This is a genomic window from Pseudonocardia sp. D17 (genome assembly GCF_036984265.1).
Classification (GTDB): domain Bacteria; phylum Actinomycetota; class Actinomycetes; order Mycobacteriales; family Pseudonocardiaceae; genus Pseudonocardia; species Pseudonocardia benzenivorans.
The window spans coordinates 131,640-153,990 of the sequence record NZ_BPRG01000234.1; the positions used below are offsets into that span (position 1 = coordinate 131,640).

21 protein-coding genes are annotated in these 22,351 nt (G+C 73.0%); 11 read left to right on the forward strand and 10 right to left on the reverse strand.

All coding sequences use genetic code 11. The features are described from left to right. The first annotated feature begins 203 nt into the window (after positions 1–203). Positions 204–4,772, forward strand: a complete 4,569-nt coding sequence (gene gltB / locus PSD17_RS32370) for a glutamate synthase large subunit (protein ID WP_339126074.1) — start codon at positions 204–206, stop codon at positions 4,770–4,772. Further along, positions 4,765–6,219 (forward strand): glutamate synthase subunit beta, encoded by a 1,455-nt coding sequence (locus PSD17_RS32375; RefSeq protein ID WP_013674115.1) that lies wholly within the window; start codon positions 4,765–4,767, stop codon positions 6,217–6,219. Before gltB ends, PSD17_RS32375 begins: the two co-directional genes overlap by 8 nt. Before the next feature lie 81 nt (positions 6,220–6,300). Here PSD17_RS32375 and PSD17_RS32380 read toward each other — a convergent pair whose 3' ends face one another. The 4 genes from PSD17_RS32380 to PSD17_RS32395 form a co-directional block, all read right to left on the reverse strand. After that, positions 6,301–7,308 (reverse strand): cation diffusion facilitator family transporter, encoded by a 1,008-nt coding sequence (locus PSD17_RS32380; RefSeq protein ID WP_013674114.1) that lies wholly within the window; start codon positions 7,306–7,308, stop codon positions 6,301–6,303. A 341-nt stretch (positions 7,309–7,649) separates the two neighbouring features. Further along, positions 7,650–8,090, reverse strand: coding sequence for a nitroreductase/quinone reductase family protein (locus PSD17_RS32385; protein ID WP_013674113.1), 441 nt, complete (start codon positions 8,088–8,090; stop codon positions 7,650–7,652). Between the two features lie 126 nt (positions 8,091–8,216). Continuing rightward, on the reverse strand, positions 8,217–8,474 hold the full coding sequence (locus PSD17_RS32390) for a hypothetical protein (RefSeq protein ID WP_013674112.1): 258 nt from the start codon (positions 8,472–8,474) through the stop codon (positions 8,217–8,219). Between the two features lie 58 nt (positions 8,475–8,532). After that, complete coding sequence (locus PSD17_RS32395; RefSeq protein WP_013674111.1) at positions 8,533–9,174, reverse strand: DedA family protein; 642 nt, start codon at positions 9,172–9,174, stop codon at positions 8,533–8,535. Between the two features lie 196 nt (positions 9,175–9,370). On the opposite strand from PSD17_RS32395, the gene PSD17_RS32400 reads away from it, so the two are divergent. The 3 genes from PSD17_RS32400 (at position 9,371) to PSD17_RS32410 (ending at position 12,580) form a co-directional block, all read left to right on the forward strand. Beyond that, a complete protein-coding gene (locus tag PSD17_RS32400; protein WP_013674110.1) occupies positions 9,371–10,570 on the forward strand; it encodes a CoA transferase in 1,200 nt (399 codons plus the stop codon). Between the two features lie 23 nt (positions 10,571–10,593). Continuing rightward, entirely contained in the window at positions 10,594–11,133 is a 540-nt protein-coding gene (locus PSD17_RS32405; protein ID WP_339126075.1) for a DUF1697 domain-containing protein, read from the forward strand. Between the two features lie 115 nt (positions 11,134–11,248). Continuing rightward, entirely contained in the window at positions 11,249–12,580 is a 1,332-nt protein-coding gene (locus PSD17_RS32410) for an ABC1 kinase family protein (protein WP_339126076.1), read from the forward strand. Positions 12,581–12,656: 76 nt separating this feature from the next. Here the strand turns inward: PSD17_RS32410 and PSD17_RS32415 are convergent, their stop codons facing one another. Beyond that, complete coding sequence (locus PSD17_RS32415) at positions 12,657–13,304, reverse strand: LysE family translocator (RefSeq protein ID WP_339126077.1); 648 nt, start codon at positions 13,302–13,304, stop codon at positions 12,657–12,659. Positions 13,305–13,434: 130 nt separating this feature from the next. Between PSD17_RS32415 and PSD17_RS32420 the strand changes: the two genes are divergently transcribed. Then, complete coding sequence (locus PSD17_RS32420; RefSeq protein ID WP_339126078.1) at positions 13,435–13,806, forward strand: DoxX family protein; 372 nt, start codon at positions 13,435–13,437, stop codon at positions 13,804–13,806. Between the two features lie 120 nt (positions 13,807–13,926). Here the strand turns inward: PSD17_RS32420 and PSD17_RS32425 are convergent, their stop codons facing one another. Then, the gene (locus PSD17_RS32425) at positions 13,927–14,322 is read right to left on the reverse strand and encodes a hypothetical protein (RefSeq protein ID WP_013674106.1); all 396 of its coding nucleotides are present in this window, start codon (positions 14,320–14,322) and stop codon (positions 13,927–13,929) included. Between the two features lie 110 nt (positions 14,323–14,432). Here PSD17_RS32425 and PSD17_RS32430 point away from each other — a divergent pair, with 110 nt between their 5' ends. Beyond that, positions 14,433–15,689 carry a glycosyltransferase gene (locus PSD17_RS32430; RefSeq protein WP_339126079.1) on the forward strand — a complete coding sequence of 419 codons (1,257 nt, stop codon included), beginning with the start codon at positions 14,433–14,435 and terminating at the stop codon, positions 15,687–15,689. 7 nt (positions 15,690–15,696) lie between these two features. Further along, on the forward strand, positions 15,697–16,257 hold the full coding sequence (locus PSD17_RS32435; protein WP_013674104.1) for a signal peptidase II: 561 nt from the start codon (positions 15,697–15,699) through the stop codon (positions 16,255–16,257). 22 nt (positions 16,258–16,279) lie between these two features. Here PSD17_RS32435 and PSD17_RS32440 read toward each other — a convergent pair whose 3' ends face one another. Together PSD17_RS32440 and PSD17_RS32445 are read right to left on the reverse strand one after the other, a co-directional pair. Next, a complete protein-coding gene (locus tag PSD17_RS32440) occupies positions 16,280–16,837 on the reverse strand; it encodes an HdeD family acid-resistance protein (protein WP_013674103.1) in 558 nt (185 codons plus the stop codon). Between the two features lie 131 nt (positions 16,838–16,968). Then, on the reverse strand, positions 16,969–18,099 hold the full coding sequence (locus PSD17_RS32445; RefSeq protein WP_013674102.1) for an App1 family protein: 1,131 nt from the start codon (positions 18,097–18,099) through the stop codon (positions 16,969–16,971). A 174-nt stretch (positions 18,100–18,273) separates the two neighbouring features. Here PSD17_RS32445 and PSD17_RS32450 point away from each other — a divergent pair, with 174 nt between their 5' ends. Then, positions 18,274–18,990 carry an antibiotic biosynthesis monooxygenase family protein gene (locus PSD17_RS32450; protein WP_339126080.1) on the forward strand — a complete coding sequence of 239 codons (717 nt, stop codon included), beginning with the start codon at positions 18,274–18,276 and terminating at the stop codon, positions 18,988–18,990. 26 nt (positions 18,991–19,016) lie between these two features. On the opposite strand, the gene PSD17_RS32455 is transcribed toward PSD17_RS32450, so the two are convergent. Continuing rightward, the gene (locus PSD17_RS32455; RefSeq protein WP_103382322.1) at positions 19,017–19,994 is read right to left on the reverse strand and encodes a GlxA family transcriptional regulator; all 978 of its coding nucleotides are present in this window, start codon (positions 19,992–19,994) and stop codon (positions 19,017–19,019) included. Positions 19,995–20,190: 196 nt separating this feature from the next. On the opposite strand from PSD17_RS32455, the gene PSD17_RS32460 reads away from it, so the two are divergent. Beyond that, positions 20,191–20,829: an HD domain-containing protein gene (locus PSD17_RS32460; protein WP_013674099.1), complete on the forward strand. Its 639-nt coding sequence runs from the start codon at positions 20,191–20,193 to the stop codon at positions 20,827–20,829. 29 nt (positions 20,830–20,858) lie between these two features. Then, complete coding sequence (locus PSD17_RS32465) at positions 20,859–21,782, forward strand: NADP-dependent oxidoreductase (protein WP_339126081.1); 924 nt, start codon at positions 20,859–20,861, stop codon at positions 21,780–21,782. A 6-nt stretch (positions 21,783–21,788) separates the two neighbouring features. Here PSD17_RS32465 and PSD17_RS32470 read toward each other — a convergent pair whose 3' ends face one another. Continuing rightward, a complete protein-coding gene (locus tag PSD17_RS32470; RefSeq protein WP_233899373.1) occupies positions 21,789–22,154 on the reverse strand; it encodes a hypothetical protein in 366 nt (121 codons plus the stop codon). Positions 22,155–22,351: the final 197 nt, after the last annotated feature.

Below are 22,351 nucleotides of genomic sequence, written 5' to 3' on the forward strand. Positions count from 1 at the left end.
CAGACGACCCCGGTACGGACGAGGTCGTCCTGCCGCCGCGCGTCCGTGTAACGACGGGTACTCATTCGAGTTTCCCGGCTGGTGCACCTGAACGGACGAGCACCCGCGTCCTGGCGGGCGTGTCGGATACTCTGTTTGGAACCATTAGGTCCACGTCGTCCCGATGCGATCGTCGGGGTGCACCGAGACGACAGGAGGAGCTGTTGGCTGCGACCAGCGAACAGACTGGTGCCCCTCAGGGCGGGTCGGGCGGCCTCTACGCCCCCGACTTCGAGCACGACGCGTGTGGTGTCGCGCTCGTCGCCGATCTCAAGGGTCGCCGTGATCACGGCATCGTCCGGAAGGGTCTGACGGCCCTGCTGCGGTTGGAGCACCGCGGCGCCCGCGGCGCGGAGGCCAACACCGGTGACGGTGCGGGCATCCTCATCCAGGTCCCGGACGAGTTCTTCCGGGCCGTGGTCGACTTCGAGCTGCCGCAGCCCGGCGCCTACGCCGTCGGCACCGCGTTCCTGCCGGCCGACCGGGCGGCGGCCGACGCCGCCGTCGCGCGCATCGACGCGCTGGCCGCCGAGGAGAACCTGCGCGTCCTCGGGTGGCGCGAGCTGCCGGTCGACCCGGACAAGGCCGACCTGGGCCCCACGGCCCGCGCCGCGATGCCGAGCTTCCGCCAGCTGTTCGTCGCGGGGGCCGAGCCGTCGGTGGCCGAGGCGCCGACCGGCATCGAGCTGGAGCGCCGTACGTTCTGCCTGCGCAAGCGCGCCGAGCACAGCACGGGTGCCTACTTCCCCAGCCTGTCGCCGCGCACGATCGTCTACAAGGGCATGCTGGCCGAGCCGCAGGTCGAGGCGTTCTACCCCGACCTGGCCGACGAGCGGGTCACCTCGGCGCTGGCCGTGGTCCACTCCCGCTTCTCGACGAACACGTTCCCGGCGTGGCCGCTCGCGCACCCGTACCGCTACGTCGCGCACAACGGCGAGATCAACACCCTGCGCGGCAACCGGAACTGGATGGCCGCGCGCGAGGCGCTGCTGGCCTCCGACGTCATCCCCGGCGACCTGGGGCGGCTCACGCCCGTCGTCACGCCGGACGCGTCGGACTCGGCGACGTTCGACGAGGTCCTCGAGCTGCTGCACCTGGCGGGCCGCAGCCTGCCGCACGCGGTGCTGATGATGATCCCGGAGGCGTGGGAGAACCACGCCGAGATGGACCCGGCCCGTCGCGCGTTCTACGAGTACCACTCGACGCTGATGGAGCCGTGGGACGGACCGGCACTCGTCGCGTTCACCGACGGCACCGTCATCGGCGCCGTGCTCGACCGCAACGGCCTGCGCCCGGCCCGCTACTGGGTCACCGAGGACGGGCTGGTCGTGCTGGCGTCCGAGGTCGGCGTCCTCGACGTCGACCCGTCGACGGTGGTGCGCAAGGGCCGGCTGGAGCCGGGCCGCATGTTCCTCGTCGACACGGCCGCGGGCAAGATCGTCGACGACGACGAGATCAAGGGCGCGCTCGCCGCCGAGCACCCGTACGAGGAGTGGCTGCACTCGGGCCTCATCCGGCTCGAGGAGCTGCCCGACCGCGAGCGCGAGCAGATCGCGCACTCGGCGCTGCAACACCGCCAGCAGTCCTTCGGCTACACCGAGGAGGAGCTCGCGGTCCTGTTGCGACCCATGGCCGCGACCGGCGCCGAGCCGATCGGCTCGATGGGCAACGACGCGCCGATCGCCGGCATCTCCGAGCGGCCGCGCCAGCTCTACGACTACTTCATCCAGCTGTTCGCCCAGGTCACCAACCCGCCGCTGGACGCGATCCGCGAGGAGCTGGTGACCTCGCTGCAGAGCCAGCTCGGGCCCGAGCAGAACCTGCTGCAGGCCGGCCCGGCGAGCTGCCGGACGATCGTGCTGCCGTTCCCGGTGCTGGGCAACGACGAGCTGGCCCGCATCGTGCACATCAACGACGACGGGGAGTACCCCGGCTTCGCCTCCTACACCGTGCGCGGCCTGTTCGAGGCGGCCAAGGGCGGCGCGGGTCTGTCCGAGCGCCTCGAGGAGATCAAGGCCGAGGTGTCGGAGGCCATCGCCGGCGGCGCGCGGCTGATCGTGCTGTCGCAGCGCGGGGTCTCCGCCGAGTACGCGCCGATCCCGTCGCTACTGCTCACCGGCGCGGTGCACCACCACCTCGTGCGCGAGCGGACCCGCACGCGCGTGGGGCTGGTCGTCGAGGCCGGTGACGCCCGCGAGGTGCACCACGTGGCGTTGCTGATCGGCTACGGCGCGGCCGCGGTCAACCCGTACCTCGCCATGGCCACCGTCGAGGACCTCGCCGACCGGGGCGACATCCCCGGGATCGACGCGAAGACCGCGGCGAAGAACCTGGTCAAGGCGCTCGGCAAGGGCGTCCGCAAGACCATGTCCAAGATCGGTGTCTCGACGGTCGCGTCCTACACGGGCGCCCAGATCTTCGAGGCGATCGGGCTGGGCCGCGAGGTCATCGACACGTGCTTCACCGGCACCACGTCGCGGCTGGGCGGCGTCGGCTTCGACGTGCTCGCCGAGGAGGTCCTGCGGCTGCACCGCAAGGCCTTCCCGGCCGACGACGTCCGCGCCACCCACCGCACGCTCGACGTGGGCGGCGAGTACCAGTGGCGCCGCGAGGGCGAGCTGCACCTGTTCAACCCGCAGACGGTGTTCAAGCTGCAGCACTCGACCCGCCAGGGCCGCTACGACATCTTCAAGGAGTACACCCGCGCGGTCGACGACCAGGCCGGCCGGCTGATGACGCTGCGCGGCCTGTTCAAGCTCAAGGAGGGCGTGCGCCCGCCGGTGCCGATCGACGAGGTCGAGCCCGTCGAGTCGATCGTCACCCGGTTCGCCACCGGCGCCATCTCCTACGGCTCGATCTCCCAGGAGATGCACCAGACGCTGGCGATCGCGATGAACCGCCTCGGCGGCAAGTCGAACACCGGCGAGGGCGGCGAGGACCCGGACCGCTTCACCCCGGACGCGAACGGCGACAGCCGGCGCAGCGCGGTGAAGCAGGTGGCGTCGGGCCGCTTCGGCGTCACCAGCGAGTACCTGGTCAACTCCGACGACATCCAGATCAAGATCGCCCAGGGCGCCAAGCCCGGTGAGGGCGGCCAGCTGCCCGGCAGCAAGGTCTACCCCTGGATCGCCAAGACCCGGTACTCGACCCCGGGCGTCGGGCTGATCTCGCCGCCGCCGCACCACGACATCTACTCGATCGAGGACATCAAGCAGCTCATCCATGACCTGAAGAACGCCAACCCGACGGCCCGCATCCACGTGAAGCTGGTCAGCCAGGTCGGCGTCGGCACGGTCGCGGCGGGCGTGGCCAAGGCCTACTCCGACGTCGTGCTCATCTCGGGCCACGACGGCGGCACCGGCGCGTCGCCGCTGAGCTCGATCAAGCACGCGGGCGGTCCCTGGGAGCTCGGCCTGGCCGAGACCCAGCAGACGCTCATCGCCAACAACCTGCGCGACCGCATCGTCGTGCAGGCCGACGGCCAGATGAAGACCGGTCGCGACGTCGTCATCGCCGCGCTGCTGGGCGCCGAGGAGTTCGGTTTCGCGACGGCCCCGCTCGTCGTGTCGGGCTGCATCATGATGCGGGTCTGCCACCTCGACACCTGTCCGGTGGGCGTCGCGACGCAGAACCCGGTGCTGCGCGAGCGGTTCGACGGGCGGCCCGAGTACGTCGTCAACTTCATGCGGTTCGTCGCGGAGGAGGTGCGCGAATACCTCGCCGCGCTCGGCTTCCGGTCGCTGGAGGAGGCCGTCGGGCACGCCGAGATGCTCGACACCGACGACGCCGTCCGGCACTGGAAGACCCAGGGCCTGGACCTGCGGCCGATCTTCGAGATGCCCAAGGTCGCCCCGGGCGGCTCGCGGCACCGCACCCGCAGCCAGGACCACGGCCTCGACAAGGCGCTGGACAACACCATGATCCAGCTGGCCGAGGGCGCGCTCGCCTCCGGCGACAAGGTCCGGCTCGACCTGCCGGTGCGCAACGTCAACCGGACCGTCGGCACGATGCTCGGCTACGAGCTGACCAAGCGGTGGGGCGGCGAGGGCCTGCCCGACGACACCATCGACATCACGTTCACGGGGTCGGCGGGCCAGTCGTTCGGCGCGTTCGTGCCGCGCGGCATCACGATGCGCCTCGTCGGGGACACCAACGACTTCTTCGGCAAGGGCCTCTCGGGCGGGCGGCTGATCCTGCGCCCCGACCCGTCGGCGCCCTTCGCCGCCGAGGAGAACGTCATCGCGGGCAACGTGATCCTCTACGGAGCCACGTCCGGGGAGATCTTCGTGCGCGGGATCGTGGGCGAGCGCTTCTGCGTCCGCAACTCCGGGGCGCTGGCCGTCGTCGAGGGCGTGGGCGACCACGGCTGCGAGTACATGACGGGCGGCAAGGTCGTCGTGCTGGGCCGGATCGGCCGCAACTTCGCGGCCGGCATGTCCGGTGGCACCGCCTACGTGCTCGACCTGCCGCGGCACCGCGTCAACCCCGAGATGGTCGACATCGACCCGCTCGACGACGCCGATCGCGAGTTCCTCCGCGACGTCGTCTCGCGCCACCACGCCGAGACCGACTCGCCGGTGGCGCACGCCCTGCTGACCGACTGGGACGTCGCCGTCGAGCGGTTCGGCAAGATCATGCCGCAGGACTTCAAGCGGGTCCTGCAGGCCCGGGCCGCCGCGGAGCGCGACGGCCGCAACGTCGACGAGGCCATCATGGAGGCGTCCCGTGGCTGACCCGAAGGGATTCCTGACGACGCCGCGGGAGACCCCGCCCCGTCGTCCGGTCGACCTGCGCCTGCTCGACTGGCGCGAGGTCTACGAGGACTTCCCCCGGGAGAACCTGGAGAAGCAGGCCGGCCGCTGCATGAACTGCGGCATCCCGTTCTGCCACCAGGGCTGCCCGCTGGGCAACCTCATCCCGGACTGGAACGACCTGGTCTGGCGGCACGACTGGCGCGAGGCAATCGAGCGGCTGCACGCCACCAACAACTTCCCGGAGTTCACCGGGACGCTGTGCCCCGCCCCGTGCGAGGCCGCGTGCGTGCTCGGGATCAACCAGGACCCGGTGACCATCAAGCAGGTCGAGGTCGAGATCATCGACCGCGCCTGGGACGAGGGCTGGGTCACCCCGCAGCCGCCGGAGCGCCGTACCGGCAAGAAGGTGGCCGTCGTCGGCTCCGGGCCTGCGGGCCTGGCCGCCGCCCAGCAGCTCACCCGCGTCGGGCACGAGGTCGTCGTGTTCGAACGGGCCGACCGCATCGGCGGTCTGCTGCGCTACGGCATCCCCGAGTTCAAGATGGAGAAGTCCCGTCTCGACCGGCGGCTGCGCCAGATGCAGGAGGAGGGGACGCTCTTCCGGGCCTCGGTCGACGTCGGCGTGGACATCACGGTCTCGCAGCTGCGAGCCGAGTTCGACGCCGTCGTGCTCGCGGGCGGCGCGACCGCGTGGCGCGACATCCCGGTCGCCGGTCGCGAGCTCGCGGGCATCTACCAGGCGATGGAGTTCCTGCCGTGGGCCAACCACGTGCAGCAGGGCGACATCGACGCGCCGCCGGTCACGGCGGAGGGCAAGCACGTCGTGATCATCGGCGGCGGTGACACGGGTGCCGACTGCCTCGGCACGTCGCACCGTCAGGGCGCGGCCTCGGTCACGCAGCTCGAGATCATGCCGACGCCTCCGGAGCACCGGACCGAGGGCATGCCCTGGCCGACCTACCCGATGATCTACCGCGTCTCGTCGGCGCACGAGGAGGGCGGCGACCGGCTGTTCTCGGTCAACACCACCGAGTTCGTCGGCGACGAGGACGGCAACGTCCGCGCGCTGCGGCTGGTGGAGGTCACCCGCGACGAGTCGGGCCGGTTCGTCCCGGTCGAGGGCACCGAGCGCGAGCTGCGGGCCGACCTGGTGCTCCTGGCGATGGGCTTCGTCGGGCCCGAGAAGGGCAAGCTGCTCGGCGACCTGGGCGTCGACCTCGACGAGCGCGGCAACGTCGCGCGCGACGACCAGTACATGACCAGCGTCGACGGCGTCTTCAGCGCGGGCGACATCGGGCGCGGGCAGTCGTTGATCGTGTGGGCCATCGCGGAGGGTCGCTCGGCCGCCGCGGGCGTCGACCGCTACCTGACGGGCCGTGAGGTCCTCCCCCGGCCGATCAACCCGACGGACCGCCAGATCGCCTGATCCGTGAGTGGCGATGGTCGCCATGGCGACCATCGCCACTCACGAAAGGCCGGCTCGAACCCGGGGGCGTCGTCCCCGGGGTCAGGGGGTCGGGCGGCCCAGGCCCGTCGACTCGCCGTAACGCGACAGGACCCGCTCGCGCATCGTCGGATCGCTGCGCGGCACCGGTTCCAGGAAGATCTCGGCGAGGTCCGGGAACCGCTCGCGCAGGTCGGCGTCGATGGCCACGCACGTCCGCTCGAGATCGGCGGCACCCAGGGCGTCGTCGAAGTCCAGTCGGGCGCACAGCAGCACCTGGTCGGTGCCCAGCATCATCGTCAGCAGGTCGACGACGGCGTCGACCTCCGGCCGGGCGCCGAGGTCGTCGCGCAGCGCGCGCACCAGCCGCGGGTCGGCCTGCCGCCCGATCAGCAGGCCCTTGTTGGTCCGCCCCAGCACGTAGGCGACCCCGGTGAGCAGCACACCGATCAGCAGCGAGGCGAGCCCGTCGTAGAGCGCGGAGCCGGTGAGCTGGTGCAGCCCGACGCCGGCAAAGGCGAGCAGGAGCCCGATGAGCGCGGCGGAGTCCTCGAAGAACACCGTCTTGACCGTCGGGTCATCGGTGCGGCGCAGCCACTCCATGGGCGAGAGCTCGTCGGCGGCCGCCTCCCGGCGCAGCTGCCGGACGGCCTGCGTCCAGGAGATGCCCTCCAGCACGAACGAGATCGCGAGCACGACGTAGGCGACGAGCACCGCGGTCTGCTCGGCCTCCTCGCCGACGATCGTGCGGATGCCCTCGTAGATCGCGAACACCGCGCCGGACACGAAGATCGACACCGCGGCGATCAGCGCCCAGAAGAAGCGCTCCTTGCCGTAGCCGAAGGGGTGGCGGCGGTCGGCGGCGCGGCTGGAGCGGCGCAGTGCCGTCAGCAGCAGGCCCTCGGTGGCGGTGTCGGCCGCCGAGTGCGCGGCCTCGGCGAGCATCGCGGCCGACCCGGTCAGCAGGCCGGCGATCAGCTTGAGGACGCCGATCGCGGCGTTGGCGCCCAGCGCGACGAGCACGGTGAGCGTGCTCTCGCCGCCTTCTCTCCCCGCTTCGGCCTCTGCCACGGACGCGAGCCTAGGACGCGCGGGGAGCCCCCGCCGGTCGGCTCGCGGCGAACGTGGCCGTGTCGAACCGGTTGTCCGCCACGGGGTGACGCGCGCCGGTCGGTTCGTCCTGTTCGGCCGACGGCTCCCGCCGCGGCCCGACACGCGGCGCGTCGTTCGGCCCGGCGTGTCCGGCCGGTCGTCGATGCAGGCCGCCCGCTCGACGGCCGTCGCGCAGGGACCGAAACTCATCCGGCCGCCGCGCGTTGTCCGGATTGACCGGGGCCGGTGGAACGGGGAGCCTCCACCGGTCCCGGTTGGTCTCCTGCTCCCCCGCGAGCCGCACGGATGCCCCGTGAGGCTCAGCCGATGCGGAACACCGGGTAGCCGGGCGCGATCCCGAGCAGCGTCTCGTCGTCCGCGCTCGCGTCGACGCCGTCGAAGAACACCCCGATCTCGAACTTCCACCGCTTCAGGTAGGCCCGCAGGACGGCGGGCTTCTCGTCGTCCGCCAGTTCGGTGACCCGGATCCGCTCGACGCGGCGGCCGACCCGCAGCTCTGCCTCGCCGGCGACGCGGATGTTGCGGACCCACTGCGTGACGCCGCGCGGCGCGACGAGGTAGCGCTCACCGTCGACGGTGAGCAGGTTGACCGGGGTCGTCCGCCACTGGCCGCTCGTGCGGCCGCGGACGGCCAGGACCCGGCTCCCCCAGACACTGACACCCATCCGGGTCAGGCCGGCGACGGCGGCATTGAACAGGGCGGTGCTGCGGCCGGGTGCGACGTAGCGGGTGGCGGTCACGGTTCCTCCTCGGTTCGAGAGCACTGCTCTCCGATAGGAACAGTGAACCGCACCCGCGACGTCACGTCAAGAGCAGTGCTCTCGTTCAGTAGCGGGTGTTCTCGTGGTCGTTCGGTCGCAGGCGGCTCAGGACTCGACGAGCTCCAGGTCGAACGCGTCGTCCCCGATCCAGATGCGCAGACCCTCGCCGTCCTCGGTGATGAAGCCGTCCTCCTCCTCACCGAGCTCGCGGGAGGCACCGAGGGCGCGGACGCTGAACTCGATGCGCCCCTCCCCGATGTCCCTGGGTCGGTACTCGCGGGCGAGCCGGGCGGTGCGGCTCTCGGTGGCGAGCCAGCGGGCGTTGTCCTCGCCCACCTCGGCCACCCAGGTCATCGTCGACATGATCGGCAGTATTCCGGTCGTCGCGCCCCGCGTCAGGTCCGCGGTCGGCGGGACCGGTTCAGACCGCCGCCGGATCCCGCTGTCCCACGGGAGTCCCGGCCCGCGCCACGGCCGCCCGGCGGGCCAGCCGGACCCGGCACGCAAGTCCGAACGCGCTCGCGGTCACGACGGCCATCCCGGCCCCGACCGCGAGCCCGACCAGCGGGTCGTTGCCGACGACCGGGCCCAGCAGCAGCCCCGCGGTCATCATGTAGGTGCCCCACAGCGTCGAGCTGGTGACCGAGCCGGGGACGAAACGCCGCACCGGGACGCCGACGCGACCGGCGATCGCCGTGCTCAGCAGCCGGCCGCTGGGCATGAACCGGGCCGCCACGAGCGCGACCACCGGGCGGGCCAGCATCGTCGCCGACACCCAGGACGCGACGGGACCGGCGCGGTCGACCCGGCGGACCAGCCGGGTGCTCGACCGGCCGAGCGTGTGCACGAGGAGGTCGCCGAGCAGGCAGCCGAGCAGCGCGGAGACCGCGAGCTCACCGACCATCAGCAGGTTCCCGGACGCGAACGCGGTGGCGTAGGCCGTCATCAGCACGGTCTCGCTCGGCAGGGGTGGGAAGGGCCCGTCGAGGGCGACCAGGACGACGAGCGCCAGCGGCAGCCACGGGCTGTGCAGCACGACGGCGCACATCGTCGCGACGGTCATCCCGCGGGCCCTCCCGGCGTCCGGATCGTCCGTGCCGCTGCTGCACGGCCTCCAGCATGACTCTTCTGCAGCACGGGCGCCGGGACAGTGGGGCGACCCACCCGATCCGGGGGTGGGGCAATCCCCCCTTCGGGCTCCGGCGTGGAAGGCTCGCAGGGGTGCCGGTCGCCCGGCCGGGCCCACACGTGGAGGTGCGATGACCGTCCGTCCGCTCGAGGGGCTGCAGGTCGTGGAGTGCGCGAGCTTCGTCGCGGGCCCCACGGCGGGATTGGCCCTCTCGCGTCTGGGAGCCGACGTCGTGCGGATCGACCCCCTGGGCGGGGCGAACGACCACAAGCGCTGGCCCGTCGCCCCCAGCGGCGACAGCTACTACTGGGCCGCGCTCAACCGCGGCAAGCGCAGCGTCGCCATCGACCAGCGTTCCGACGAGGGCCGTGAGCTCGTCGTCGCGCTGATCACCGCGCCGGGGCCGGACCGCGGCGTCCTCGTCGACAACGTCGTCGGCAGGCGGTGGATGTCCAACGAGGTGCTCACCGCACGCCGGTCCGACCTGATCCACGTCCGCGTGCAGGGGCATCCCGACGGGAGGCCCGCCGTCGACTACACCGTCAACGCCGAGGTCGGGCTGCCGGAGATCACCGGCCCCGAGGAGGGCGGCGCGCCGGTCAACCACGTGCTGCCCGCGTGGGACCTGATCACCGGCATGACCGTCGCGACCGGCGTGCTGGCCGCGCTGCGCGACCGTGACCGGACCGGTCGCGGGGCCTACATCGAGATCGCGCTCGCCGACGTCGCGCTCACCGGCGTCGCCGACATGGGCTGGCTGTCGGAGGTCGCGACCAACGGACGGGACCGCCCGCGCCACGGCAACCACGTGTACGGCAGCTTCGGCGTCGACTTCCTGTGCAAGGACGGCGAGCGCGTCATGGTCGTCGCGCTGACCGAGGGCCAGTGGAAGGCACTCTGCACCGTGACGGGGACCGGCGCGGTGTTCTCCGCGCTCGAGGCCGCGCTCGACGCCGACCTCACCCAGGAGACCGACCGCTACCGTCTCCGGGAGACGATCGCGGCGATCCTGCGTCCGTGGTTCGCCGCCCGCAGCCTCGAGCAGGCCAGCCGCGAGCTCGACGAGGCACGCGTGCTCTGGAGTGCCTACCGCGGGATGACCGACGTCGTCGCCGCGCACCGCAAGGGCACCTACCCCGTGCTGTCCGACGAGGTGGTCCCCGGCGCGGGCGCGGTGATCGCGGCGCGCACCCCGTTGCGCTGGAACGGCTCCCACGGCCCGGCGGGGGCCTCTCCCGTTCTCGGCCGCGACACCGACGAGGTGCTGGCCGAGCGGCTGGGCCTGGCGTCGGGGGAGATCGGGGCGCTGCACGACCGCGGCGTCGTCTGAGCCCGCCCGACTAGGCTGCGCGGATGCCGAGCTACGCGGTGCTGCTGCGCGGGGTCAACCTGGGCCCGAAGCGCAAGGTGCCGATGGCTCGGCTCCGGGAGCTGTTGTCGGGCATGGGTTTCGACGACGTGCGCACCCTGCTGCAGAGCGGCAACGCCGTCCTGCGCGCCTCCGCGACGACGCCCGCGGCGCTCGCCGAGGCGATCGAGCAGGCGCTCGAGGCGGAGTTCGGGATGCGCATCGGGGTCGTCGTGCGCACCGGCCCGGAGCTCGACGCCGTGATCGCCGCGCACCCGCTCGCCGACGTCGCGGACAACGGCTCGCGGATGATGGCGCTCTTCCTCTCCGCCGACCCGGACCCGGCCGCGCTGGCGGCGTTCGACCCCGTCGAGCTCGACCCCGACCGGGTGCGCATCGGCGACCGGGTCGTCTACCAGTGGTGTCCCGACGGCGTGCTCAAGGCGCCGGACATCGCGACGCCGATGGCCAGGAGATGGGGTGTGACGGTCACCGGGCGCAACTGGAACACCGTCACCAAACTGGCCGTGATGCTCGCCGACTGACCCGGCGGGGGGTTGGCCCGATGGTGGGCTCCCCCGCGAGGGGGAGGGTAACCACACCACGACTTCGGGGTCATCCCCCACGACTCGGCGCCCGCTCGTCGGCACGATTCTCCTCATGACCAACACGGCGTACTCCGAGATCCCCCGCGGCAGCGTGGCCCGCTCGGCCAGGATCGCCGCGCTCCCCCTGGCCTTCGGCGGCCGGGCCGTCGCGGGCTGGGGCAGGCGCCTCGCCGGCGCCGACGCGGAGCAGGTGTCGGCCAGTGCCATGGAGCGCAACGCCGAGCAGCTCTTCGCCGTGCTCGGCCAGCTCAAGGGGGGCGCGATGAAGGTCGGCCAGGCGCTGTCCGTCTACGACTCGATGATCCCCGCCGAGATCGCCGAGCCCTACCGGCAGGCGCTGGCCAAGCTGCAGTCCTGCGGCCCGACGATGCCGGCGCGGACCGTGCACCGCGTGCTCGCCGAGCAGCTGGGTCGGGACTGGCGGCGCCGCTTCCGCTCGTTCGACGACGAGCCCGCCGCCGCCGCGAGCGTCGGCCAGGTCCACCACGCCGTGTGGGCCGACGGCCGCGAGGTCGCCGTCAAGATCCAGTACCCGGGCGCCGACCAGGCACTCGACGCCGACCTGCGCACGCTCGAGCGGTTCTCGTCGCTGTTCGCGCTGATCGTCCCCGCGCTCGACGCCAAGGCGCTCGTCCGGGAGCTGCGCAGGCGCATGCTCGACGAGCTCGACTACCGGGCCGAGGCCGACCACCAGCGCCGCTTCGCCGCCGCCTACGCCGGCGACCCGCGCCTGCACGTGCCGGCCGTCGTCGCCTCGGCCCCGAAGGTGATCGTCTCGGAATGGCTCGACGGGGTGTCGCTGGGCGCGATGACCGCACGGCCCGCCGGCGACGCCGCCGAGCAGGCCCTGCGCGACAGCTGGGCGCACACGATCATCGAGACGATGTTCTCCTCCCCGCTGCGCGTCGGGCTGCTGCACGCCGACCCGCACCCGGGCAACTTCATGGTGCTCGCCGACGGCCGGCTCGCGATGATCGACTTCGGTGCGGTCGCGGAGCTTCCCGACGGGTTCCCGCCCGTGCTGGCCCGCATCCTGCGCCACGTCGCCGACGCCGAACCCGCCAAGATGATGCGGCTGATGCTGGCGGAGGGCTTCGTCGGCGGGGACGTGCCCGCCGAGGACGTGCTGCGCTACATCGGTGCGCTCGCCGACCCGCTGCGCTCGCGGACCTTCCGGTTCCACCGCGACTGGATGGCCCAGCAGGGCTCACGCGTGATGGACGTGCGCGGACGCGCGTTCTGGGAGACCGGTCGCTCGCTGGCCCTGCCCCCGCAGCACATGCTGATCGTCCGGGTGCTCTCCGGCTGGACCAACATCCTCGCCCAGCTCGACTGCACCGTCGCGGCCCGGGCGCTGGCCGAGGCGTGGCTCCCGGAGTTCTGAGCCCGGAGTTCCGAGCCCGGAGTTCCGAGCCCGGCCGGGGTGCCGGGACCGTGCGTCGCCGTTCCGCGCGTGGAGGTCATTGGGCCGGGGCGGGCGCCCGCTCGGCGAGCAGGCGCACCGCCAGGGCACCGAGCACCCCGCCCATGACCCAGCGCTGCACCCGGACCCAGGACGGGCGCCGCCCGAGAACCCGGGCGAGCGTCGCCGCCGAGCACACGATCAGCGCGTTCACCGTCAGTGCGACGACGATCTGCACCGCGCCCAGTGCCAGGCTCTGCTCCCAGACCGGCGCGCCGGCCGGGTCGACGAACTGCGGCAGCAGCGCGACGTAGAGCACGGCGATCTTGGGGTTGAGCAGGTTCGTCGTCAGACCCGCCGTGAACAGCCGCCACGGCGGGTCGACGGGCAGGTCGCGGGCCTCGAACACGCCGCGCCCACCCGCCCGCAGCGTCCGCACGGCCAGGTACAGCAGGTAGCCGGCGCCGGCGATCTTGAGCGCGAGGTAGGCCGCGGGGACCGCCGCGAACACCGAGGCGATCCCCGCCGACGCCGCGGCCAGATAGACGCCGAAACCCGCCGCGACCCCGAGCAGCGACACCAGCCCCGCGCGCCTGCCCTGCGTGATGCTGCGCGAGACCAGGTAGAGCATGTTCGGGCCAGGGGTGAGGACGAGTCCGAGTGCCACCGTCGCGATGCCCGCGGCCGCCGCCGCACCGATCACCATGAGCCCCAGTCGACCCCGGCCCGTTCCGGTCGCCGATGGCCGATCCGGAGAAAGTGGCCGTCCGGCGATGAGATCCGGACCGCCGCGTCGTCAACACCGGCGACCGCCACCGCATCCCCGGGAGGACCTCATGACCGCCACCGCCATCGCCCCCGCCGCCACCACCGGCCGCGTCGCCAACCGTGCACCGTGGACGGTGCAGATCGTCGTCGGACTCTTCCTCGTCGTCGGCTCCGCGGCGCCGAAGCTGTTCGGCCAGGAGTACGCCGTCGCGATGTTCGAGGCCATGGGCAGCGGCCAGTGGCTGCGCTACGTCGTCGGCGTCCTGGAACTCGCCGGCGGCGTCGGGCTCCTGCTCGCACCGATCGCGGCGGCGGCCGCCACCGGGCTCGTCGCCCTCATGATCGGGGCGATGATCACGCAGGTCTTCGTGCTGCACAACCCGGCCGACGTCGTCACGCCGATCCTGATCGGCGCGACGACGTCGTCACGCCGATCCTGATCGGCGCGCTGATGGTCGTCGTCGCCGTCGCGCGGCGGCACCGGCTCGCGGCCTTCGTGCGTGGTCTGCGCCGTTGAGCGCGACGACACCCGTACGGTCCGCCGGTACGCCGGTGCGCCGTCACTGCCTGCGGACCGACCACTCCCATTTCTTGCCGACGACGTTCGACGCCCGACCGCCCATGTCCTCGCCCACGATCGATCCCTTGTAGACGGCGTAGCCGCTGTTGAACGTCAACGTGACCGAGGCGCCCGACTGGCGCCAGGTGTCCCCCGCCTTGTCGAAGGTGCCGGTCGGGCTCGTGTACGCCAGCCGCGACCCGGCCTTGAACCGGAAGACGTAGAAGCGGCCGTCGGAGTCGGTGCCCGACCACGTGGTGCCCTCCAGCGGCGGGGTGAGGGGCGCGTCGGCCCGCTCGGCGACGGCCTGCCCCGACACGGTGTACGTGCAGCCGGTGAGCGTCAGGAGCGCGACGGCGAGCGTCGCGCACAGCGTCCGTGCCCTCGCCCGCCCCACACCGACCGCCTTCCCGGAATTTCGGTCATGCTTGCCCGGAGACGCGCTGCGGCGCAACCGGACCAGGACCGTGATCCCGGCGGCGGCAGGGGATCCGGGAGGATCATGTCATGCGGATCACACTGCTGGCGGTGGGCTCGCGCGGGGACGTGGAGCCGTTCGTCGTGCTCGGGGTCCGGCTTCGGCGCGCGGGGCACGGTGTCCGGTTCGCCACGCACGACGAGTTCGCCAGCACCGTCGGAGCCGCGGGCCTCGAGTTCGCGACGTTGCCCGGCAACCCGCGCGCCGTCCTCGCGAGCCCCGAGGGGAAGCGGATGCTCGCCACACGCAACCCCGTCGCCCTCACCCGGCGGATGGCCGCCATCGTCGGCCCCGCGCTCGACGAGGCCTACCCCGCCGCCGTCGACGCCTGTCGCGACGCCGACCTCGTCGTGTACGCGACGCTCGCCGCGATCGGGCCGAACGTCGCCGACCTCTACGGCGTCCCGGCCGTCGCCGCGCACCTGCAGCCGCAGACCCCGACGCGCGCCTTCGGCCCGACGGGCTCCCCCGGCGTGCGCGACGTCCCCGCGGCGCTGAGGCACGCCACGTGGGCGCTGGCCGACCGGCTGCTGTGGAAGGCCTTCCTCCCGACGATCGCCGCGCAGCGCCGGGCACAGGGCTCGCCCCCGCTGCCGCCGGGCCCGCCGTCGCACTGGCCTCCGGGTACCCGACCGCCGACGCTGTACGGCTTCTCGCGGGTCGTCGTCCCCGTGCCGCCGGACTGGCCGCCGGACGTGCACGTCACCGGCTACTGGATAGCGCCGCCCGATCCGCATCACGTCCCGCCGCGTGAGCTCGCCGCGTTCCTCGACGCCGGCCCGGCGCCCGTGTACATCGGGTTCGGCAGCATGCCCGACCGCGACGCCGGGCAGCTCGTGGACATCGCCCTCGCCGCGGCCCGCCGGGCCCGCACCCGGATGGTGCTGGCCGCCGGCTGGGCCGGGCTCGCCCCGGGTCACCCGTCCGACGACGTGCTCGTCGTGGGGGACGTCCCGCACCGCTGGCTGTTCGAGCGGGTCGCGGCCGTCGTGCACCACGGTGGCGCCGGCACCACCGCGGCCGGGCTGCGGGCGGGGCGCCCGAGCGTCGTCGTCCCCTTCTTCTCCGACCAGTTCTTCTGGGGCCGTCGCGTCGCGGCGCTGGGCGCCGGACCGCCGCCGATCGCCCGCGAGAAGCTGACCGCCGCGGCGCTGACCGAGGCCCTGCGGGCCGCACTGCAGCCCGGGCCCGCCGCCGCGGCCGCCGCCGTCGGCGCGCGCATCGCCGACGAGGACGGGCCCGCGTGCGCGGTCGCCGTGCTGGAGCGGATCGGCGGCCGGGCATGATGGGCACGTGGCGCAACGAGCGCGGTCGGCCGCGCGGCGACGAACCCTTCTCGTCATCCTCGCCGTCGCCCTCGCGGGCGTCGCGTGGCTGGTGAAGATCGCGATCGAGGCCGCGCTCGGCGACGGCAGCATCATCGACCTCGGGGTCCTGCAGCTGCGGCTGTTCTACAACACCGGGGTCTCGTTCAGCCTCGGCTCGTCGCTGCCGACCTGGGTCGTGATCCTCGTGACCGGCGCGATCACGCTGGCCATCGCCGGCTATGCCTGGGTCGCGGCGGCCGACGTCAGCCTGCTCGGGCTGATCGGGCTCGCGGCCGTGGTCGCGGGCGCGGCGACGAACCTGGTCAACCGCGCCGTCGAGGGCGCCGTGGCCGACTACTTCCACACCGGCTGGTTCGCGACGTTCAACCTCCCGGACACCTACATCACCCTCGGTGTCGTCTGCATCGCGATCTCGGTGATCTTCCCCGGCCCCGCCCGCCCGGAGCCGTCCGCCGCGGCGGTCTCGCAGGACGCCACGGCGCCCGACGGCGACGACGCCGAGCACCGCAGTCGCGGCGAGGGCTGAGCGCGTCGAGCGGGTCCCAGGGTCAGGACCTGGCTGTGGGCGTGGCTGCGGCGCGCCCGGGCCGCAGCCCCCGGCGGCCCGCGACGAGCAGGACGACGCCCTCGCCGATCATCTGGATGCCCAGCAGGATGCCGAGCAGGGTGAGCGTCGCGACCGCGAAGTTCAGCAGCACGACCAGCCCCATGACCAGCGACACGACCCCGACGAGGCCGAGCACGATCCGGTGTTCCTTCAGCTGGACGGCGAGCACGATCCGCACCGCGCCCACGACGAGGAACATCGCCCCGGCGAGCAGGGTGAACGTCGCCGCCCCGACAACGGGGTTGCGCAGCACGACGATGCCGAGCACGGCGAGGACGGCGCCGCCGAGCAGGGCCGACCAGAACACCGCCGACGACTCCCGGCGCAGCACGCCCCGCACGATCAGCAGCACGCCGGCGGCGAGGATCGTCCATCCGATGAGGACGATCGACAGCAGGGTGGCGGCGACGGCGTTGCTCAGCAGGAACGCCCCACCCACGACGAGCACCACGGCGAGCGCGATCTCCCAGCCGCGGTGGCGGGTAGAGGGGTCGTCCATGTGCGCACGCACCTCCGCTCGGGCCGAGTCCCGAGCATGCCCGGGACTCGTCCACAAGGGAAGGCCCGTCGGAGCTCCCACGAGGACACCGCACCCGGCAGACGGGCTCCGGCCGCGCCGGCGTCATGGCATCAGCGGGTCGCGGCGGGGAGCCGGCCCTGCGTCGTCGCGCTCCGGATCGCCGGGACCGCGGCCGGATCGAGCAGCCCGATCGACGCGGCGTGCTCGGCGATCTGCGTGCTGTCGTCCACCGCCAGCATCGGCACACCGCGTGCGCTGACCTCCCGCGCCAGCGCGCGGACCTGTGCGTCGCGCCGCGGGTTGCGCCCCGGCGGGCGGCGCACGTAGACCGCCCGGATCCGGTCCGGGTGCGCCTGGGCCAGGTCCGCGTAGATTTCGGGGTCGAGCTGGCCGGTGTCGCCGACGAGGACCAGCGCGAGCGCCGGGTGCTCGTCGAGGATCCGGGTGATCAGCGAGGTCTTGTGCTCACGGGCACCGATCCGGAACAGCGTGCCGCGCCCCGGACCCCAGTCGGTGAGCAGCAGCGGGCCGAGCGGGAACGCGCGCAGCCCGATGAACTCCAGCAGCGTGCCGTGCAGGTTCCACGGGCTGGTCGAGACGTAGAAGACCGGCCTGCACACCTCCGGTGACGACACGAGCGCCCGGTAGAGCGCGGCCGCCCCGGGCAGCGGGGCGCGGTCCGCGGTCTCGGTCAGCAGCGTCGCCCGGAGGAACTCCAGCCCGCGCGTCAGGCCCGTCTCGAGGATCGTGTCGTCGACGTCGCTGACCAGCCCGACGTCGGCACGCGGGTCGACGACCAGGACCTGCGCGGTCGCGGTCGCGCCGTCCGCCAGGGTCAGGTCGGCCTCCTGCCAGCCGGGCTCCAGCCCGGGACGGTCGACGACGGCGTCGACGTAGCCCTCGTCGTCCGCCCGGACCCGGGCGACCCCGCCGGGCGTGCGGATCGCCACCTGCGCGCGCGGGATCTCCACGGTGAAGAACCGGCTCAGGCTCGCGCGCAGCACCTGCCGGCGCGACCGCGGACCGGGCACGGCCTCGTCGACGATGCCGGCGTCGGGATGCCCCATCACCACGCGCGCGCCGAACCGCACCCGCTCGACCGACCCGTGGCCGATGAACGGCAGGACCAGCGGCCGGCGCCGCCCGCGGACCCGCACGACGACCAGGACGACCCGGCCCACCACGCCGTCCGCCGCGGCGGCCAGGCCGACGAGGGCGGCCCTCACCCGGGTGCGCGTCACGCGCCAAGCGTGTCGCGAGGACGGTCGGACCGCCACTCCGACCCGCCGACGGGCGGCGACCCGCTCCACCGGTAACCCTGACGAATACTTGACGACAGTGGAAAATACGCAATAGCGTGCCCCGGACCACAGTCAGGTTGCGCACACGTCGCACCACATGCCGGAGGAACCGACATGCCGATCCCGCAGACCGTGACCACCATGGAAGCCTGCATGACCCTGCGCGCGGGCAACGAGGCCGACTTCTGGGCGACGCAGGAGCGCATGGGGCCCGTCGTCGCGTCGCAGCCCGGCTTCCTGGCCGTCATCGGCGGCCCGATCGCCCGTTCCCCGTGGATGTACTTCTCGGGCAAGTGGGAGACGCCGGACCTCATGGACGCCTGGTACCGCAGCCCCGACCACGGGCCCGTCATGAAGGGCGCCTACGACACCTGGTTCGACGCCTTCTACATCCGCAAGTGGCGGCGTCCCGCCGAGGGCGAGGAGCTGACCGGCCCGCTGTTCCTCGAGACCAGCCTGGTGCCGGCCGACGCACTGCCGCAGGAGCGCGTCGACGCGCTCGTCACGACGCTCACGGCCGCACTGCCCGGCTACGGGACGATGCCCTACGAGACCCTGCCCGGCACGTTCGAGGCGCAGCCGTTCCAGTTCATCGGCCCCGTCGAGGAGTTCCCGCAGCAGGCGCCGGTGCGCTACCAGCTCAACACCCACTGGGCCACGCCGGCGCAGCTGGAGAAGTGGCTGGCCGGGCCCGAGATGGCCGAGCTGGCCACGCTGGGCACCGTGACCAACGAGGTCGGCGTCCAGATTCACCACGAGCCGGGCGAGCGCCGGGCACTCAACGCCGACGGTTCCGCGCGGGGCTGGCTGCGCGAGGGCGCCACGCTCTGAGGCGGGGCGCGGGCCGGCCCGGCACGCTACTCCGCGTCGACGCCACGAGCCGTGCCGAACCGGCGCTGGTAGGCCGCCGGGCTGATCGAGAGCTTCCTGGCGAAGGCCCGCCGCATGCTCTCGTAGCTGGGGAAACCTGCGCGGGCCGCGGCCTGGGTCGCGGTGTGCCCCTGGTCGAGGAGCGCCCTCGCCATGTCGAACCGGATGCTCTCCACGTACCGGGCCGGCGTCGTGGCCAGCTCGTCGTGGAAGAGCCTCGACAGCTGCCGGGTGCTGACGTTGAGGTGCCCCGCGAGGTCACCGAGGGAGTGCCGGCCCTGCGGGTTCGCCGTGACCAGGTCGGTGACCGTGCGCAGGTCGGGCGACCGCGGCGGCGGTCCCTGCAGCGGGGCGGAGAACTGCGACTGCCCGCCCGACCGCTGCATGTAGACCACCAGGGCGCGGGCGACGTCACGGGCGAGGTCGGCGCCGTGGTCCTCCTCGACGAGCGCCAGCGCCAGGTCGATCCCGGCCGTCACCCCCGCCGAGGTGTAGGTGGAGCCGTCGCGGACATGGATCGCGTCGGGTTCGACGCGGCACGTCGGGTACCGGGTGGCGAGCTCGTGCGTCACCTTCCAGTGGGTGGTCGCGCGCTTGCCGTCGAGCAGGCCCGCGGCGGCGAGGATGAACGCGCCCGTGCAGATCGACCCGACGCGGCGGGCACCGGCCGCGGGCACCCGGGCGGCGTCGGCGAGCTCCGGAGGCACGGACGTCCGGACGTGCAGCCCCGACCCGGCGACGAGGTACGTGTCCGGGGCCGGCTCGTCGGCGACGGCCCCGTCGACCGCGACCGTGACACCGAGGTTCGACCTGACGTCCTCGCCGGTCGGTGACACCAGCACGATCCGGTAGTCCGCGCCGAACCGGTTCGCCTCCGTGAACACCTCGGCCGGCCCCGCGACGTCCAGCAGCGTCACCCCCTCGTACACGAGGAACGCGATGCGTCGTGGGGCCGAGGGGTGCACGGCCGGATCTCACAGCGGCCGACCCCCGCGAGGCAAATGATCCCGGCACGCGACGTCCGCCGCGGCGGGTCCCGCCGCCGCCCGCTGTCCGGATCCGAGGGGTTCCTGGCCCGACGAGAGCGGCGCCGGGGGCGGGTCGATCGGCAGCATCGAGTGCGCAGGAGCTGTCGACGACCATCAGCGGAGGAAGCACGTCATGTCGGAGGTCATCGCGGGCGTGGCCGTGCCCGGGACGGAAGCGGCCGACGAGGCGACCCGCCTCGTGCGGGAGACCACCAGCCCGCTCGTCTACCACCATTCCCGTCGCGTGTTCCTCTTCGGCGGACTGCACGCCAGGCGGCTCGGCGTCGAACCCGACCCCGAGCTGCTGTATGTCGCCGCCCTGTTCCACGACACGGGTCTCACCAGGCCGTTCTCCGACGTGGAGCAGCGGTTCGAGGTCGACGGCGCCGACCACGCCCGCGCGTTCCTGCGCGCCCACGGCTTCTCCCCCGCGGCTGCCGAGACCGTGTGGACCGCGATCGCACTGCACACGACGCCGGGAATCCCCCCGCGCATGGGGCCGGAGGTCGCCACCACCTACCTGGGCGTCCTCACCGACGTTCTCGGCGTCGGCCTCGACGAGCTCCCCTCCGACGACGTGGCGGAGATCCTCGCCGTCCACCCCCGGGGGGACTTCAAGAACGAGTTCCTCCGCGCCTACGCCGAGGGGCTCGAGCACCGTCCGGAGACCACGAACGGCACCGTGAACTCCGACGTCCTCGAGCACTTCGTCCCGGGCTTCACCCGGACCACCACCGTCGAGCGCATCCTCGGCTCGCCCTGGCCGAGCTGATCCGGCCCGTCCCCGAAAGGAAGATCGACATGCACGCCATCACGGTTCGCGACCGGACCGCCGGTGTCGACGGCCTCACCCTCGCCGAGCTGCCGCACCCGCACGCCGCCGAGAACGACGTCGTCGTGCGGGTCCACGCCGCCGGCTTCACCCCCGGCGAGCTCGACTGGCCCGCCACCTGGACCGACCGCGCCGGTCGCGACCGCACGCCCAGCGTCCCGGGACACGAACTGTCCGGCGTCGTCGTCGAGCTCGGCTACGGCACCACCGGCCTCACCGTCGGGCAACGGGTGTTCGGGCTGACCGACTGGGCGCGCAACGGCACCCTGGCCGAGTACACCGCCGTGGAGGCCCGCAACCTCGCCCCGCTCCCCGCCGACATCGACCACACGGTGGCGGCCGCGCTGCCGATCTCGGGCCTGACCGCGTGGCAGGCACTCTTCGTCCACGGCGGACTCACCGCCGGGCAGACCGTGCTGATCCACGGCGCGGCCGGCGGCGTCGGGTCCATCGCCGTCCAGCTCGCGCGGGAGGCCGGCGCCCGGGTGATCGGGACCGGCCGGGCCGCCGACCGCGAGCCGGCGCGCGAGCTCGGCGCCCACGCGTTCCTCGACCTGGACGCCGACGCGCTGGAGGACGCCGGTCAGGTCGACGTCGTGCTCGACGTGATCGGTGGCGAGATCCTCGCGCGGTCGACCGCGCTCGTGCGCCCCGGTGGCACGCTCGTGACGATCGCGGAACCGCCCACGGCGCACCCCGAGGGCGGCCGTGCGGTCTTCTTCGTGGTCGAACCCGACCGGGCGCAGCTCGCGGACCTGGCCCTGCGGGTCCGTGACGGGCGGCTGCGACCCGTCGTCGGCGACGTCCGCCCGCTCGCGGAGGCACCCGACGCCTTCGCCCGCCGTCGGCGCCGCGGCAAGACGATCATCGAGGTCGCCGGCGACAGCTCGTGAGGGTCGTCAGACCCAGAAGACCGCGATGCCGACGTTGAGCACGGCCAACCCGCCGATCGCCCAGAATGCCGCCGGGCCGAGGGTCTTGCGGCGCCCGACGATGACGAGGGCCAGCAGCACCACCACCACGCCGAGCTTGACGGCGATCTTGGTGTTGTCGACGGGGAGGTCGAGCGCACCCTCCCGCAGTCCGACGAGCGCGACGCCCGTGACGAGCTGGGTGAGCGCGCCGTGCAGCATCCCGGTCGCGGGACGGCGGCGGCCCTCCACCGCCGGCTCCCGCAGCTGCGCGACGAAGGCACCGAGCAGCACCGCCAGACCGATGAAGTGCAGGAACAGCAACACGAGCCTGAGGAACTCCACGGCACTCACTCACTCTCACGGTCGATGTAACCAGGGCCCGCCGGTGCGCCGAGCCGGCGCCCCCTGCGCCCGAGATCGGACTTTTCGGACTCGTCCGGTAGGATACCAACGCCCTGTCGGGAACTTACGCGACGGCCCCCACGGACCCCTCCCGAGAAGATGCCGACACCATGTCGGTAACGTTGCCGACATGGTGTCGACAAGAG

Coding starts and splice junctions, on each gene's coding strand:
- PSD17_RS32395 (WP_013674111.1), bottom strand. CDS start 9,174: ATGACCGTCGCGACGATGTGCGCCGTCGTGCTGCACAGCCCGTGGCTG.
- PSD17_RS32415 (WP_339126077.1), bottom strand. CDS start 13,304: ATGGTGATCGGTGCGGCGGCGGCCGCGGGCATCGCGACGGTGGCACTC.
- PSD17_RS32405 (WP_339126075.1), top strand. CDS start 10,594: ATGCCGAGCTACGCGGTGCTGCTGCGCGGGGTCAACCTGGGCCCGAAG.
- PSD17_RS32450 (WP_339126080.1), top strand. CDS start 18,274: ATGCCGATCCCGCAGACCGTGACCACCATGGAAGCCTGCATGACCCTG.
- PSD17_RS32400 (WP_013674110.1), top strand. CDS start 9,371: ATGACCGTCCGTCCGCTCGAGGGGCTGCAGGTCGTGGAGTGCGCGAGC.
- PSD17_RS32430 (WP_339126079.1), top strand. CDS start 14,433: ATGCGGATCACACTGCTGGCGGTGGGCTCGCGCGGGGACGTGGAGCCG.
- PSD17_RS32420 (WP_339126078.1), top strand. CDS start 13,435: ATGACCGCCACCGCCATCGCCCCCGCCGCCACCACCGGCCGCGTCGCC.
- PSD17_RS32460 (WP_013674099.1), top strand. CDS start 20,191: ATGTCGGAGGTCATCGCGGGCGTGGCCGTGCCCGGGACGGAAGCGGCC.
- PSD17_RS32465 (WP_339126081.1), top strand. CDS start 20,859: ATGCACGCCATCACGGTTCGCGACCGGACCGCCGGTGTCGACGGCCTC.
- PSD17_RS32390 (WP_013674112.1), bottom strand. CDS start 8,474: ATGTCGACGATGACCTGGGTGGCCGAGGTGGGCGAGGACAACGCCCGC.
- PSD17_RS32410 (WP_339126076.1), top strand. CDS start 11,249: ATGACCAACACGGCGTACTCCGAGATCCCCCGCGGCAGCGTGGCCCGC.
- PSD17_RS32440 (WP_013674103.1), bottom strand. CDS start 16,837: ATGGACGACCCCTCTACCCGCCACCGCGGCTGGGAGATCGCGCTCGCC.